Annotated in this window: 12 protein-coding genes; 5 read left to right on the top strand and 7 right to left on the bottom strand. The window is 67.9% G+C overall.

The annotated features are described in order from the left end of the window. The first annotated feature begins 2 nt into the window (after positions 1-2). The 3 genes from FPV16_RS08150 to FPV16_RS08140 all read left to right on the top strand — a co-directional run bounded on the left by FPV16_RS08150 (position 3) and on the right by FPV16_RS08140 (position 4,095). A complete protein-coding gene (locus FPV16_RS08150; protein ID WP_227437721.1) occupies positions 3-371 on the top strand; it encodes a restriction endonuclease in 369 nt (122 codons plus the stop codon). A 363-nt stretch (positions 372-734) separates the two neighbouring features. Then, entirely contained in the window at positions 735-2,864 is a 2,130-nt protein-coding gene (locus FPV16_RS08145; RefSeq protein WP_227437798.1) for a TonB-dependent receptor, read from the top strand. 136 nt (positions 2,865-3,000) lie between these two features. Next, positions 3,001-4,095: an acyltransferase family protein gene (locus tag FPV16_RS08140; protein WP_227437720.1), complete on the top strand. Its 1,095-nt coding sequence runs from the start codon at positions 3,001-3,003 to the stop codon at positions 4,093-4,095. A 287-nt stretch (positions 4,096-4,382) separates the two neighbouring features. Here the strand turns inward: FPV16_RS08140 and FPV16_RS08135 are convergent, their stop codons facing one another. Then, the gene (locus FPV16_RS08135) at positions 4,383-5,576 is read right to left on the bottom strand and encodes a L,D-transpeptidase family protein (RefSeq protein ID WP_227437719.1); all 1,194 of its coding nucleotides are present in this window, start codon (positions 5,574-5,576) and stop codon (positions 4,383-4,385) included. A gap of 132 nt (positions 5,577-5,708) precedes the next feature. After that, on the bottom strand, positions 5,709-8,261 hold the full coding sequence (locus FPV16_RS08130) for an ATP-binding cassette domain-containing protein (RefSeq protein WP_227437718.1): 2,553 nt from the start codon (positions 8,259-8,261) through the stop codon (positions 5,709-5,711). Positions 8,262-8,515: 254 nt separating this feature from the next. On the opposite strand from FPV16_RS08130, the gene FPV16_RS08125 reads away from it, so the two are divergent. Beyond that, entirely contained in the window at positions 8,516-9,349 is an 834-nt protein-coding gene (locus FPV16_RS08125) for a class II glutamine amidotransferase (RefSeq protein ID WP_227437717.1), read from the top strand. Here FPV16_RS08125 and FPV16_RS08120 read toward each other — a convergent pair. After that, on the bottom strand, positions 9,346-10,029 hold the full coding sequence (locus FPV16_RS08120) for a TenA family protein (protein WP_227437716.1): 684 nt from the start codon (positions 10,027-10,029) through the stop codon (positions 9,346-9,348). The two genes, FPV16_RS08125 and FPV16_RS08120, sit on opposite strands and share 4 nt — an antisense overlap. Beyond that, positions 10,026-10,913 carry an aldose 1-epimerase family protein gene (locus FPV16_RS08115; RefSeq protein WP_227437715.1) on the bottom strand — a complete coding sequence of 296 codons (888 nt, stop codon included), beginning with the start codon at positions 10,911-10,913 and terminating at the stop codon, positions 10,026-10,028. The genes FPV16_RS08120 and FPV16_RS08115 overlap by 4 nt, the downstream gene beginning before the upstream one ends. A 245-nt stretch (positions 10,914-11,158) precedes the next feature. Here FPV16_RS08115 and FPV16_RS08110 point away from each other — a divergent pair, with 245 nt between their 5' ends. Beyond that, entirely contained in the window at positions 11,159-12,859 is a 1,701-nt protein-coding gene (locus tag FPV16_RS08110) for a sensor histidine kinase (RefSeq protein ID WP_227437714.1), read from the top strand. A 69-nt stretch (positions 12,860-12,928) separates the two neighbouring features. Here FPV16_RS08110 and FPV16_RS08105 read toward each other — a convergent pair whose 3' ends face one another. From FPV16_RS08105 to fmdA, 3 genes are all read right to left on the bottom strand, one after another. Next, complete coding sequence (locus FPV16_RS08105; protein ID WP_227437713.1) at positions 12,929-13,957, bottom strand: aliphatic amidase; 1,029 nt, start codon at positions 13,955-13,957, stop codon at positions 12,929-12,931. A 67-nt stretch (positions 13,958-14,024) separates the two neighbouring features. Further along, positions 14,025-14,342, bottom strand: coding sequence for an FmdB family zinc ribbon protein (locus FPV16_RS08100; RefSeq protein WP_227437712.1), 318 nt, complete (start codon positions 14,340-14,342; stop codon positions 14,025-14,027). A 117-nt stretch (positions 14,343-14,459) separates the two neighbouring features. Further along, positions 14,460-15,689, bottom strand: a complete 1,230-nt coding sequence (gene fmdA, locus FPV16_RS08095; RefSeq protein WP_027171122.1) for a formamidase — start codon at positions 15,687-15,689, stop codon at positions 14,460-14,462. Between the last annotated feature and the right edge of the window lie 37 nt (positions 15,690-15,726).

Genomic DNA, 15,726 nt, shown 5'->3' with positions numbered 1-15,726 from the left:
ATTTGGGACGACGCGACCGGCAATGGCGGGAGGACGAGGGGAATGCGGACCGGCCCGCCGGTCCCGCGATCTGCCCGCTCTGCGAAAGGCCGATCCCGCCGCGCGCCAAATCGAGCCTGCATCACCTCACGCCCAAGCTGAAGGGCGGCGCGAAAGCCGGCACCGTCCGCCTGCACCAGATCTGCCATTCGGCGATCCATGCCCGCTACAGCGAGGCCGAGATCGCTCGCCGCCTCGCCGACATCGAGGTTCTGCGGGCCGATCCCGAGATCAGCGGCTTCCTCGCCTGGGTGCGTACCAAGCCGGACGATTTCCACGCCGCCACGCGGATGACGCGGTCGCGCAAGCTCTCGCGCCGCAAGGTTTCCTGACGCCCCCTATCCCGGGCCCGCCATCCGCTTCGACGATCGCCCCTGCCCGGTTTCCGGGCATGTGGTGGTCACCTCAAGAGATCAGCTGTTTTTCTTTAGAACAATTCGGCTTTGTTGCCCTGGAAGCACGATGCCCGAGCAACGATTCCCAAGTTCTTGCTGAAATTCATGTAATAAATTATTCAATTTCGTATACACGAAGTCGATCCCAAAATATTTGAATCATCGATGCGCTGGCTACGAGCCGAAAGCTCGCATGCCTGTCGCAACAACAGGAATGCAACGGTGCGTAAGCGCGTCTCGACACTGGCAACAACCCTGAGTTACTCCGCCATCGGCGCCGCCTCGCTCGGTCTCGCTTGGATGGGATCGTCATCGAGCGCCTGGGCGCAGACCGCGGTGCGGCTGGACGAGTTGTCGGTGGAAGCCTCGGCCGGCGGCGCGGGCCGGGGCAGTTCGGGGTCGGGGCGCCTGGGAGACCTGCCGCCGCCCTATGCCGGCGGACAGGTCGCGCGCGGCGGATCCCTTGGGATCCTCGGCACCAGGGATGTGCTGAACACGCCCTTCAGCACCGTCAACTTCACCCAGCAGGTGATCCAGGATCAGCAGGCGCGCACCGTCGCCGATACGCTCATCAACGATTCCTCGGTGCGCCTGACGACGGGCAGCAACGGGTTCGACGACACGTTCCAGATCCGCGGCTTTCCCGTTCAGTCACAGGATGTAGGCTTGAACGGCCTGTACGGACTGGTTCCCTCCAACCGCGTGGCGGCGCAGTACATCGAGCGCATCGAGCTGCTCAAAGGGCCCGGCGCCTTCATGTACGGCATCCCGCCGGGCGGGAGCGTCGGCGGCAGCATCAACATCGTGACCAAGCGCGCGCTCGATATCCCCTTCGTGCGTGTCACGCCGCAATTCATCAGCGACGGCAATTTCGGCGTCCATGTCGATGCGGGCACCCGCGCCGGCGAGAACAAGGAATGGGGCATCCGCTTCAACGGCCTGGGCCGGACCGGCGAGGCCTCGATCAACGGAGGCGACGTTCAGAGCGGTATCGGCGCCCTCTCCCTCGATTATCGCGGCGAGCGCCTGCGCTGGGCCCTCGATATCATCTCCCAGAACGACGACACCAAGAACTTCCGGCCGCAGCTGACCCTGCAATCGGATATCCCCTTCATTCCCCAGCCACCCAATGCCCGGAGCAACTGGTTTCCAGGGACGCTGCTCAAGCAGCGCGACAACACCGTCGCCTCCTTCGTGGAATACGACCTCACGGATTGGCTGACCGCCTATGGCGGGATCGGTTATCGCGCCGGCTCCAATCAGCAGACCTTTCCGGATACCCGCGTCTTCGGCATCTCGAACGGGGTCGATGCCCTGGGCAACTTCCGGCTCATCAACGCCTTTTACGATTCCGACAGCAGCACGATCAGCGGCAATGCCGGCGTGAAAGCCCGGTTCGACACAGGCCCCATCAACCACTCGCTGAACCTCGTCTTCACGGGGTTCAACCGCGAGGACGGCTTCGCCTATGTCTCGAACACACCGGGTGAGTCGGTGCCGTCGAACATCTACCGGCCGGCGCCGCTTCCCGTGGTCACCGGGGCGCGCCTCAATCCCCAACGCTATGCGGACACGTCGCTGACGAGCGTCGCCGTCGTCGACACGATGTCGGCCTTCGATGACCGGCTCCTGCTCACCGCGGGCGTCCGCTACCAGATGGTGAACCAGAAGAGCTTCGACACCGTGACCCAGGCACGGACGAGCGAATACGACGCCAATGCCACGTCGCCCCTCGCGGGCATCGTCATCAAGCCCTGGCAGAACGTGTCCCTCTACGCGAACTACGCCGAGGGGTTGACCGCGGGCACCATCGTCGGTCCCGGCTTCAGCAACACGGGCGCGATCCTCAGCCCCTACCAGTCGGATCAGCAGGAAGTCGGGATCAAGGTCGATTGGGGGACCATCACGACCACGGCCGCCCTCTTCCAGATCAGCCGGCCCGATCTGGTCCAGACCGCCTCCGGTGCCCAGGCCTACAATGGCGAGCAGCGCAACCAGGGCCTGGAACTGTCGGCCTACGGCGCCATCGCGCCCAGCCTGCGCGGGTTCGCGAGCGCGACCTTCCTGCGCCCCGAACTGACCAAGCCGATTGATCCGCTGCGGCGGGGGAACGACGCCGCCGGCGTGTCCGATCTCACCGTCTCCGCCGGCCTCGAATGGGATACGCCCTGGGTGCGGGGCCTCTCCCTCAACGGCCGGGTGATCTACTCGTCCGGCTCGTACCTCACCGACGCCAACACCTTGCGCTTCCCCGACTGGACCCGGGTCGATCTCGGCCTTCGCTACGCGACGCTGGTCTATGACCGGCCCATCACCTTCCGGTTCAATGTCGAGAACGTGGCCGACAACCGGTACTGGCTCACGACGGGCACCTTCGTGACCGTCGCATCGCCCCGGACCTTCATTCTGTCGGCCTCCCTCGACTTCTGAGGGAGGGGACTGCCCGGCATCCGAGCCCTTGCGTTGACCGGGCATTCGCCATGGATCAAGGACAACCGCATCAGCGGCAGCCGGCGTTAACCTCGGATCGGCCATGCTCGTCCCCGGATAGCGACGGAGTGCAGCTTTGGCGCCAGCGACCCAGATCCCAGGCCCCGGCGCCGAGGAGGCCCTGAGACTGGCCTGGGTCGATGTCGCCAAGGGGTTGTGCATCGTCCTCGTGGTGATGATGCACTCGACCCTCGGCACCGGCAACGAGATGGGTGGCGAGGGCTTCCTCCACACCGTGGTCGCCTTCGCCAAGCCGTTCCGCATCCCCGATTTCTTCCTCCTGTCGGGCCTGTTCGTCGGGCGGGTGATCGATCGGGACTGGCGCCTCTTCGCCGACCGGCGGGTCGTCCATTTCGCTTACTTCTACCTGCTCTGGGTCTTCATCCAATCGGCGGTGAAATACGGCCAGATCGTCGACGGCGCCGGGCCGGGGGCTTTTCTCGCCCATCTCGCCCACGCTCTGGTGGAGCCCTATTCCACCCTCTGGTTCATCTACCTGCTCGCCGTGTTCTCGGTGCTGACGAAGCTCCTGCGGGGCCTGCATCCGGCGCTTCTCCTCGGTGGGGCCGCCCTGCTCCAGAGCCTTCCCCTCGACGGATATTCGGATCTCGTCACCGAGTTCTGCGGCCGCTACGTCTGGTTCGTCGCCGGCTACCTGTTCGCGGCCCGGATCTTCCGGTTCGCCGGCCTCGTCCAGAGCCGCCCCCTCACCGCGCTCGGCGGCCTCGCGGCCTGGGCCGTGGTGAACGGACTGTTGGCCTTCACCGCCACCGGCCACGACACCTTTCCGACCCTGGCGAGCCTGCCCCTCGTCAGCCTCGCCCTCGGCGGCGCCGGGGCACTCGCCATCGTGGCCACGGGCGCACTCCTCACCCTCGCCGGCGGCCCGGTGACGTCGGCGCTCAGAGCCTGCGGCGAGCGCTCGATCGTGATCTACCTTGCGTTCTTCCTGCCCATGGCGGCCACGCGGACGCTCATCGTGAAGACCGGCGCCATCGCCGATATCGGGCTCGCCAGCCTCGTCGTGACGATCGTGGCCGTGCTCGTGCCCCTCGCCATCGAGCGGGTGGTGCGCCACACGCCCGTCGCCTTCCTGTTCCGCCGCCCGGCGGCGTTCCACATCGTCGCGGAAACGCCGCCGCGATCCGCCAGGACGGCGGCGGCGCGCTGAGACGGCAAAGCATCAGTGATAGCGTTTCCGGGTGATCGCCCCCGTCGACCTGCTCGTGACGGTCTCCCTTCCAAGGAGAGGGGACCCGTGGTGCCCGCAAGATGGGTGAACATCGGAGGCGCGCGGGGAGCGCGTCGAGCCGGTAGCCGGAGGTGAAGGGGCCGATTCCGAGGGAGTCTTCTTCGACTTCGCCCCCTCACCCTCGCTCCGCTTATCACAGGCACGACAAGGTGCCTGTGATCCTCTCCCCGCGTGCGGGGAGCGGGGAACCCACTCATCGGTATGCGCTAGCGCTGCGCCAGTGTTTCGACGATTGCCGGTGGGGTCGGGGCCAGCATCTGTCCGGCGAGGGAGGCCGAGAGCATCGTCGGCAGGGTCTGATCGTAGCGCGTGACGAGGGCGGCGAAGCGCAGCGGCGCCTGCTCGTAGGCCGGCTTGAACCCGCGTACCCGCATGAGCGCGGGAACCGAAGCCGCCGCGATCCAACGCGACCAGACCGCCTCGGCGACGAGGATCGGGCGGCGCTGGGCCGGGATCACGATCACGTCCTGGCCGGCATAGGCCAGGGCCTCGGGCCGGCTCACATCGCCGAGGGAGACGCCCTTGGCGGAGAGGGCCGCCCAGAACGGATGCTGCGCCCCGTCGGAATAGGTGGTGCGCACGGCCGCACTCCCTTCCTCCACGAGGCTCGCGATGCGCGCCTCCTCCTGCACCCGGCGCGTCGTCACCAGGGATTCCAGGGCGGGGTCCTTATAGGGGAGGAAGGCGTAGCGGCCGGCGGTGACGGTGACGTTGGGCTCCTCGCCCGTCGCCTCGAACCGGTCCGAGCCTTCCTTGAGCTGGCGCCAGAAGGCGATGTTCGGGTCCGTGCGGTAGCGGGCCATGTTCGCCGCATTCATCCGGAACGGGAAGGACTGGAACTGGAACGCCGCCTGCCCGCCGGCGAAGGCATCACGGGCGATGGCGTAGATCTCGCCGACCACCTGGTCGGTCATGGCGAAACACCCCATGGACGAGCAGACGCCGTGGACCATCACGGCCGAGCCGGTGGAGCCCTGCGCGCGGTCGTAGGCATTCGGATAGCCCACATCGAAGGAGAGGTAGTAGCTCGAATTCGGGTTCATCTGGCGCTGGGGCACCGTGTAGAACCCCTCCGGCGTCTGCCGGTCGCCGGTCTTGCGCTTGGGGCCGAGCTGACCCGACCAGCGGCAGATCGGGAAGGTCTTGACGTGGACGAAGCGCCCGCTGGCGGCCTTCTTCCAGACCTCGATCTCGGATTCCTTCTTGTAGGCCCGGAACAGGACCGGCGCCGAGGCGCTGGTGCCCTTCTGGCTCATCAGCGCGAGGGTCGCCGCCGGGATCGGCGCGGTGGCTTTTGCCGATTGCGCCCGCGCGATGCCGGGCACGGCGAGCGCCAGAGCGAACAGGAGAAGCCAGGCAGCGGCGCGGCGCTGTACGACTGGCGAGGGTAGAACGACCATGCCCGGCCCTGGAGAGGGATGCGCCGACTGACCGCCGGCGCCGTGCAACAGGGTGCACGAATCCCTGCTTATCCCATCCCAATGGGGCGGCAATAGGGGAAGGGCGTGGTCCGTTGCTTTGCCCCCGCCGTATCAGGCGGCGAGCACCGTGTTGCGCTCCACATGCAGCACCGCGCCGAAGGGGTCGTTCGCGTCGAGAGTGTCGGCACTCGGCAGGCAGACGATCAGGCCGCGGCCGGCCCTCGCCGCGCGCAGACTGGCCAGGCGCTCTCGGATCTCGGCGGTCTTGCCGTCGTCGAGGGCGATGGCGATGACCACGATGTCCGGCTTGCGCACGAGGCAGCGGGCGAGATCGATGCCGATGCGCTCGCGCGAGCCGATGGCGTTCTCCCCGAGGCTCGCCCCGCCGCCGCCCATGCCCGGCTCCACGCGGCTGGCGAGGCCGAGCCGGTAGACGGCGGATTCGAGGTGCTGCTGGACGAGGACCCGGCGTACCAGCGCCCGCACGCGCTGTTCGGCCCCCGCCTCCTCGCCGTTGATCCGGCCGAACAGCAGATTTTCCTCCAGGCTGGCGGCCGGGTTGAGCCGGGTCGGATCGTAGAACTCGACGCTCGCGCGCAGCCTCTGCGGCATCAGCCGCGCGAAGGAATGGCGTGCGGCGACGATCCGGTCCTCGAAGGCGGCGTCGATCAGGCCGAACCTGTGCCGGGTCTCGCTGTAGCGGAGCGCCAGCCCGATCAGGCGCTTGCGGTCGCGCTGGCCCGCCGGCCCCCGGCGCCAGCCCTTCGCCTCCGGCTGACGGCTGACGAGATCCTCGAAGAACCCGCGCTCGGCCGCCGGGAACAGCGAGAACGCATCGAAAAGGGGGTGATCGTCCGGAAGGTCGGCGAAGATCTCAATGGTGCTGCGCGCCACCTGCAGCCCGATCTCGGTGAAGGGCCGGGTCAGGTCCTCGGCCTCCAGCACCGCGCGCAGGTAGGGATGGGCGGCGATATGGCTGCCGGAGAAGGCGGACCCCACGGCTTCGCCGAACAGGATGTTCTCTCCCACCGTCGCCTGATGGTTGTAGCGGGCGGGATCGAACGGCTCCACCAGCCGCGCCGCCTTGTCCGCCACCAGGGCCTCGCGCACGGCGTGGCGGGCCGCGACGATCGTCTTCGCGACGGCCGGCTCGGCCGCCGGGTCCACCGTGCCTTCGAGGCCGCGCGCATAGACAAAGGCGTCGAGCCCGGTCAGGCGCAGCACCTCGATGAGGTCCGCCTCCGAGGGACGCTCCTGGCGCGCCGCGCCATAGAGGATGTTCTGCTCCAAGGTGCCCTTGATCAGGATCGCCTCGGCGCCCGCCAGGGCGATGTGGCTGGCCCGCTCGGCCGGATCGAGGCTGCGCAGGTCGATCCCGTCATACGTGACCGACCCCGCGGTGGGTTCGAGCTGGCCGGCCAGCAGGGCGGCCAGCGCCCGCGCGCCGCTGCCGCGCTCGCCCACGATCGCCAGATGGGAAGGCATCGCCACGGTGACGTCGACACCGGTGAGGCGTTCCCCACTGGCGGGATCGTAGGCGCCGACCCCCGACGCGGCCAGCGCCCCGCCCTTCGGCAAGGCGGCGAAGGGGCCGGGCCTGTAGCTGCCGCGACCTTCGAGGGACACGAGCGTCACCGCAAGCTCGCGGAAGACCGGGGACACCCCCTCGTGGATCGAGCGCAGGCGCAGAGTCACCGCCAGGGCCAGGACCGCGAGGGCGAAGCCGCCGCCGGCCGCCACCAGGGCGCCCGGCGCCACGGGAGGCGCGGTGCCGCTCTCGCCGCGCCACAGGGCCACGGCCAGCATGATGGCGGGCAGGAGGACGCCGAGAGCGAGAGAGGGCGCCCGCGCGAAGGCGAGGGAGGATTCGGCGGCCGCAAGGGCATCGCGGATCGCCGCCCCCTTGGCCGCGAGGCGGCCGCGCTCGAAGGCTTCGGCGCCATGGGCGCGCACCGCCGGAACCCGCCGGATGAGGTCGGAGAGGAACCGTTCCGCCGAGACACCGGAACTGAGGCGCAGGATCGTGCGCACGCGGGTGCGGCGGAGGATCAGGATGCGGGCGAGGGCGGCGGCGAGAAGGCCCACCGCCACCGCCGGCACCAGCCTCGGGGCGGCGAGGCCGGCCATGGCGAGGGCCAGGATCATGGTGGCCAGAGCGGTGACCGGGACGACGATGCCGAGGCCGAACAGGGTGTCGATCCGCGCCAGCATCGCGCCCACATGCTGCGTCAGGCTGCGGGCCTCGTCCCGTGCGGCCGTAGGGGCATGCAGGATCGCCGTGGTCACCCGCTCGTTGAGGAGACGGATCGTCCGGGACTGGGCGGAGAAACACAGGCGGGCCACGACCCAGCCCAGGGCCGCCGCGAGCATTGCGACGGCGGCGAGGCCGGTCAGCGCCCACAGGATCACGTCAACGGGCGGGAGGGGCCAGCCGGAGGCGGCCACCAGGGCCGGATCACCGGCGACGTTCCAGGGCCGTTCCATGGCGATCCGGAGGAAGGGGACGGTCTGCGCCGATGCCTGGACTAGGACGCTCACGAGATCGCGCAGGCAGAGCAGGGCGAACAGAGCGAGGGGAAGGCCGATGCCCAGCGTCAGGGCGATGGCGGAAACCTGGAGTGTCCGCGCCGACTTCCAGGCGAAGGCGATCGGATCACGATCCATCGACGTTTCCCTCCGGCGGCCCGCGCCGGGTACGGTCCATCATCCGAGGTCGGCTTAGAGGATCGCCGCCGGGCAGGGAAGGCACGAGTCCACCGGTGAGGAATCTTGTCGTGTCGCCCGGCACATGCGCCGGTGCGGTTGTCGGGCGTACCAAACACTCCTAGGTTTGTGTCTCCCCGGCGTTCCCGACGCCCACTCCCCCCATAGTCCGCTTTCTCGTCGCAAGCGCATCGCCAGAAGCTGCAAGATTTTCCATGTGCGAATTGCTCGGCATGAGCGCGAACGTGCCCACCGACATCCGTTTCTCCTTCGCGGGCCTCGCCCGGCGCGGCGGCGAGACCGGGCCTCACGCCGACGGATGGGGCATCACCTTCTACGAGGGGCGCGGCGCACGTGCCTTTCACGAGCCCGAGCCGAGCGCGCGCTCGGTGCTGGCCAAGCTCCTGCGCGACTACGCGATCAAGAGCCGGATCGTCATCGCGCATGTGCGCAAGGCCAATCGCGGGCGGGTCGGGCTCGAGAACACCCATCCGTTCAGCCGCGAGCTCTGGGGACGGCGCTGGACCTTCGCCCATAACGGCCAGCTCAAGGGTGTGAAAAAGTGGCCGCTGACCTGGTTCAAGCCGGTGGGCTCCACCGATAGCGAATACGCCTTCTGCTGGATGCTCGACCGGCTGCAGGCGCGCTATCCCAGCCTGCCGAGCCCGGCGCGGCTCGACAATGCGGTGGCCGAACTCTGCGCCGAGCTGCACGGGCTCGGCGTGTTCAACATGCTGCTCAGCGACAGCCGGACGCTCTATGCCCATTGCGGCAAGCGCCTGTGCTACCTCACCCGCTGCGCCCCCTTCGGCACCGCGACCCTCATCGACGAGGATTGGCACGTGGATTTTGCACAGGAGACGCGGACCGACGACGTGGTGACCGTCATCGCCACCAAGGCGCTCACCCGCGACGAGTGCTGGACCGATGTGGAGCGCGGCCACATGCTGTCCCTGCGCGACGGCATCGTCCGCATCGTCAAGCCGGGAGTGCCGAAGCCGGTGCGGGTTCCGCCACCTTGTTCCGGAAGCGGGCTCGCCGACGGTTAGACCGGCCAGGCCGCCTCGCGGTAGGCCCCGTCCCAGAACATCCATTCAAGCTGCGTCGCGCGGGTGAAGGCGCGGTGCATCCGTGCCCGCAGCGAGGGCGAGACCCCGAGCGCCGCGGCGTCCGTAGCCGCGATCATCTCGGCGACGGCGGTGCCGAATTCCTCGCCGGCATAGGTGTCGATCCAGGCGGCGTAGGGATTGCCGGCGCCCGCCCGCGACAGGATGTCGGTGCCGATCTCGGCATAGATCCAGAAGCACGGCAGCAGCGCCGCGACCAGCACCTCGTAGGGTTCGCCGTAGGCCGTGGCGAGGAGATAGGACACGTAGTGGTCGCAAGGGGGCGACAGCGGCGTGGCGGCGAAGGTCTCTGCCGAGATGCCGTAATCCCGGAAGAACCCGCCATGGAGCGAGCGCTCGACCACAATGGCCGTCTCGGCGGCTTTCGCGAACTGCACGATGCCCTCGGGCTCGGGCGACTTCGCCGCGGCCAGTGCCAGGGCCCGTCCGAAGCCGATGAGGTAATGCGCGTCCTGCAGGATGTAGTGGCGGAAGCGGGCCTCGCCGAGGGTGCCGGCGGCGAGTTCCGCGTTGAACGGCATGGTGCGGATGGTCTCGTAGGCTCGCGCGTTCCGCGCCCAGGCTTCGGCCGCAAAGCCGTTCTCGTCAGCGGGGCGGATCATGAGCGCGGACCTTCCAGGGTGAGGCTGACCCCGTGGCGGGCACGCTGGCCGGGGGCGATGAGGCGCTGCGAATCCCGATCGGTCAGGTCGCCGCCGAAGCCGGCCCAATCGGCGTAACCGGTCCAGCATTCCAGGGACAGGAACGGCGCGGTGGGCTTCGTCCAGATGGCGAGATGCGGGAAATCCGAGACGTTCATGCGGATGGCGCTGCCATCGGGCGCGGTGAAGCGCATCCGCGCGCTCGCCGCATCGCGCAGGACGATGGCCTCGGCGAATAGGTCCGGATCGAGGGGCAGGATGCGACCTTCGAGGGGAAACGGCCGTTCCCGGCGCAGGAGCAGGCCGCCATCCCCCACCTCGGGCGCCATCGCCCGTTCGGGGTGCTCGAACTCCACCGCGTAGCCGCCTCCGGCCTTGCGCTCGCCACCGGCGAAGGGCCAGGGGAAAGCCGGATGGAAGCCTAGCGCGTAGGGTAGCGGCACGTCATCGGTATTCTCCATCCAGACCTCGAAATCGAGATGGGCCGGGCCGACCCGCGTGGTGATGTCGAGCTGGAACGAATAGGGGTAGCGGGCGCGCGTCGCCTCGTTCTCGGTGAGGCGCAGGGTGACGGTGTCGTCGCTCTGCGAGACGATCGTGAAGGGCAGGTCGCGGGCAAAGCCGTGCTGGCCCATCGGATAGGCCATGCCGTCCACCCGGACCACGCCGCCGGACGAGGCGCCGACCACCGGGAAGAGCCAGGGCGCATGCCGGTTCCAATGCGCCGGATCCCCGCTCCAGAGATACTCGCGGCCGCCCACCTGCCAGGAGACGGGCTCGGCACCGGCCGACGAGACCACCGCCACGGTGCCGTCGCCGGCCTTGAGAGTGATGCGGTCGCTCATGTCGTCTTCCTCGGGTTGTCACGCTCGGGGTTGTCACACTGGCGTGGTTGTGGCCGCAGGCGCAGCGCTGGTCCAGCCTCAACACGGACGTTTGAGCGTTCACCGTCACGGAGAAATCCCGGCGCCGTGCCAAATTACCGATACGGCTGGTCCGGCAAGTCAGGCATACAGTATATGGCCAAGCTGATTCGGCCTGCCGAGCCGGGTCCGCGTGGCTGACACCTCCCCCTTGGCCGACCCCCGTCATGACGCTCACCTCCCGTATCGTGGCGCTGGTCGTGCTCGCCCTCGTCCCCGCCATCGCGGTCCAGAGCTTCAACGAGCATGCCCTGCGCAGCGCCCGCGAGGATGCCGTGACGGCCTCGGCCCTGCGCAACGCCCACGCGGTCTCGGAGGATCTCACCCAATTCGCCGGCGGGATGCGCCAGCTCCTCGACATCCTCGCGGAGGCTCCGTTCATCCGCGATCAGGAGGCCGCGGGCTGCACCAGCTTCCTGCGCTCGATCATCCGCAAGCTTTCGGGGGCGACGATCCTCATCGTGGCGGATGCCGAGGGTCGTCTGGTCTGCAACAGCCGCGGGATGGAACAAGGCGCCTATTCCATCGGCGACCGGACCTACTTCCAGAAGGCGATGGTGTCGGGCGTGCCGGTGATCGGCGAGTACGTACTCGGCCGCGGCAGCGGGGTTCCCACCATCCAATTCGCCTATCCGATCCGGGATTCCGACGCCAAATCCTCCGGCCTGCTGATCTTCGGCTTCGATCCCGCCTGGCTCGGTGATCGCCTGGCCCATGCCGGCCTGCCGAAGGACGCCGCCGTCACGGTGGCCGACCGCAGCGGTACGATCATCGTCCAGAATCCCGACCTCGGCTCCTGGGTCGGCAAGGCGATGCCGGCGGCCTTCGCGTCCGACCTGAGCAAGGCGGATACCGAAGGCAGCGTCGGCGAGATGCCCGGCCTCGATGGCGTCCGCCGCATCACCGGCGTGGTTCATCCCGGCGGCGCCCTCGACGGGATGACCGTCGCCGTGGGCCTCGCCCGCGACACCGCCTTCGCCGATATCGACGCGGCGACCCGGCGCGGGGTGATCCTGATCTTCCTCGGGACGCTGGTCGCCATCGTCGCGGCGCTCATCGGCGGTCGCGTCTTCATCCGCAAGCCGGTGCGGCGCCTGCTGAAGGCCTCCCGCGCCTGGCGCTCAGGGCAGCTCTTCGCGCGGTCGGGCCTGACGGGCCGCTCCGAATTCGGCCAGCTCGGCCAGGCCTTCGACGCCATGGCCGCCGGGCTGGAGAAGCACGAGGACGGGCTGCGGGCCGAACTCGAACGCACGCGCAGCCTGCAGGAGCAGCAGGTGACGATGATGCACGAGCTGAATCACAGAGTGAAGAACACCCTCGCCACGGTGCAGTCCCTCGCCCGGCAATCGCGCGGCGGCGAGGGGCAGGCGGCGCAGCTGGAGGGCCGCATCCTCGCCCTGTCGAAGACCCACGATCTCCTGACCCGCGACGACTGGACCGGCGCGCCGCTCCGGGCCGTGCTCGAGAACGAGCTCAGCCCCTACCGCAGCTCGGCGGACCACATGGAGCTCGACGGCCCCGATATCGACCTGCCGCCGCGCTACGTCCTGGCCCTGGGGATGACCGCCCACGAACTCACCACCAATGCCGCGAAATACGGTGCCTTGTCGGGGACCCAGGGCCGCCTGTCGGTGATCTGGCGCGTCGTCGAGGACGGAATGGGCGGGCGCCGCCTGGAGATCGAGTGGCGGGAGCGCGGCGGCCCGGCGGTGGCGCAGCCCAAGCGCCGCGGCTTCGGCACCCGCCTCATCACCGGCGGCATCGCCCGCGAACTCGCAGGTTCGGTCGAACTCGATTTCCTCGCCGAAGGCCTGCGCTGCCGCATCGACGTGCCGATCGAGACAGCGCCGGTCACCCGCTTCCACTGATCTCGTTCTACCAAGGCTCGGTGAGCCCGGCCCATATCGGGCTCACCGAGGCCTCGTCTTGGCGACGTCCTATTCGGCCCCGTTGGGGATGCCCGCGATGGGGCATTCCGGCGTGCCGAGATCGGGGCGGGTGATGGCGCGGACCGCCTCGCGGGTGCCGGCGGGATCCTCGATCCAGCGGCGATAGAAATCGTAGGGGCAATCGGCCTTGCCGGGCTCGTTCTCCTTGGAGTTGATCATGCCCGTATAGCCACGGTGCAGCAGCTTGAAGAGGTGGTTCTCCGACTGCATGTTGGCGCGGGCATCGCGGATGAGGAATTTCGAGAGGGCGGCATATTGAATGCCCATCTCCTCGGTGCCGCATTCGCCGAGCGTCCGGCCGTCGAAGCCGATGATCGCCGAATGGCCGAAATAGCTATAGACGCCGTCGAAACCCGCCGCGTTGGCCACGGCCACATAGGTGTTGTTGGCGAACGCCATCGCCTTCGACATCAGGATCTGCTGCTCCTTGGCCGGATACATGTAGCCCTGGCAGCGGATGATGAGTTCGGCGCCGCGCATGGCGCAGTCGCGCCAGATCTCGGGATAATTGCCGTCGTCGCAGATGATCAGGCTGATCTTGAGGCCTTTCGGCCCGTCCGAGACATAGGTGCAATCGCCCGGATACCAGCCCTCGATCGGGGTCCAGGGCATGATCTTGCGGTATTTCTGCACGATCTCGCCCTGGTCGTTCATCAGGATAAGGGTGTTGTAGGGCGCCTTGTTCGGATGCTCCTCGTGGCGCTCGCCGGTGAGCGAGAACACGCCCCAGACCTTCGCCTTACGGCAGGCTTGCGCGAAGATCGCCGTCTCCTCGCCGGGCACGGCGGAGGCGGTGTCGTACATCTCTCCGCTGTCATACATGATGCCGTGGGTGGAGTATTCGGGGAAGATCACGAGGTCCATGCCGGGAAGGCCGGACTTCATGCCCACCACCATGTCGGCGATCTTCCGCGCGTTCTCCAAGACGTCCGCCTTGGTGTGGAGACGCGGCATCTTATAGTTGACGACCGCGACGCCGACGCTGTCGTTGCTCGAGGAAATGTCGCCGTGCATCATGGGGTGTTCCTCCTGTTGTGTGCGTCCCCTCTCCCCGCACGCGGGGAGAGGGGTAGGCGCCCAGCGGTCAGTGGCTGATCATCCACGGCCGCGCGTTGGGGAAGCTTTTCGCGGCCGCCGGTTGCTTGGTTTTCGACGTCCCCGAGCAGCAGCCGCAGCCGGCCCCGTGCCCCGATGACTTGCGGGGCGCGTGCGCGCTCCGCTCGTTGACCGCATGGGCCTTGCGCCGTCCCGCATCCATGGAGGCGAGGTTGGGCGCGGTGAGGAAGGCGCGGCCGCAGGACGACCCGCAATCGGGGCAGTCATGCGGGTCCTTGAACTGCGCCATCGGGCGCAGCACCGTGAAGGGCCCGCAGGCGTCGCAGGCATAATCGTAGACGGGCATCGGGGCCTCTTCGATCGGGAATCAGGCGCGATCCAAGTAATCGCCGCGTCGGGCATGGTCGCGACGGGCCCCCTCTCCCGTTTGGGAGAGGGGGCCCGCGCCGGGCTGGAGGGTGGATCAAAGATCCGGCGAGAGCGGCATCTGGATCGAGCCGTCGATATGCTTGATCGGCCCGTCGGCACCCGGATTGATGTCGAAGTCGAAGATCTTCGTCGGAATCCACAGCGTGGCGCAGGCGTTGGGGATGTCGACGACGCCGGAAATGTGGCCCTGGACCGGGGCGGTGCCGAGGATCGAGTAGGCCTGGGCGCCCGAATAGCCGAACTTCTTCAGGTATTCGATGGCGTTGAGGCAAGCCTGGCGGTAGGCCACGGTGACGTCGAGGTAATGCTGCTTGCCGTACTCGTCGACGGAGATGCCCTCGAAGATCAGGTGGTCGTCGAATTTGGGCGTCATCGGCGACGGCTTGAAGATCGGGTTCTTGATCCCGTATTTCGACATGCCGTCCTTGATCAGGCTGACCTTGAGATGGACCCAGCCCGCCATCTCGATGGCGCCGCAGAAGGTGATCTCGCCGTCGCCCTGGCTGAAATGCAGATCGCCCATGGAAAGGCCCGCCCCCGGTACGTAGACGGGGAAGTAGATCTTCGAGCCGCGCGATAGATCCTTGATGTCGCAATTGCCGCCATGCTCGCGGCCCGGCACCGTGCGGGCGCCTTCGGCCGCAGCCTTGTCCTTCGCCTCGCCCTGGAGCCGGCCCATATGGGCGGTGGGGCCGAAGGGCAGGGTTGCGAGCGCCGGCACCCGGCCCGGATTGGTGTCGTAGAGTGCCTTCTCGCGGGTGTTCCAGGTCTCCAGCATCTTCGGATCGGGCAGACAGCCGATCAAGCCGGGATGGATCAGGCCGGGGAAGCGCACGCCGGGGATGTGGCGCGACTTGGTGAACATGCCCTCGAAATCCCAGATCGACTTCTGGGCCTGGGGGAAGTGTTCGTCGAGGAAGCCACCGCCATTCTTCTTGGAGAAGAAGCCGTTGAATCCCCACTGGCTCTCGGGCTTGGCACCGATGTCCAGCAGATCGACCACCAGGAGGTCGCCGGGCTCGGCGCCCTCGACGCCGATGGGGCCGGAGAGGAAGTGGACGATCGACAGGTCGATGTCGCGCACGTCGTCGGCGGAATCGTTGTTCTTGATGAAGCCGCCGGTCCAGTCGTAAGTCTCGACGATGAAGTCGTCGCCGGGTTTGACCATGGCCACCATCGGAATGTCCGGGTGCCAGCGGTTGTGGACCATGTCGTTGTCGTAGGCCGACTGGGTCAGGTCGACCTTGATCAGGGTCTCAGCCATCGTTGTTCGACTCCCTCTGGCGTGACCGGGGCGTGCG

The organism is Methylobacterium sp. W2 (genome assembly GCF_020662345.1).
Taxonomy (GTDB): domain Bacteria; phylum Pseudomonadota; class Alphaproteobacteria; order Rhizobiales; family Beijerinckiaceae; genus Methylobacterium.
Note: the sequence above shows the minus strand (reverse complement) of the source record. Positions and strands in the feature narration are given on the sequence as shown.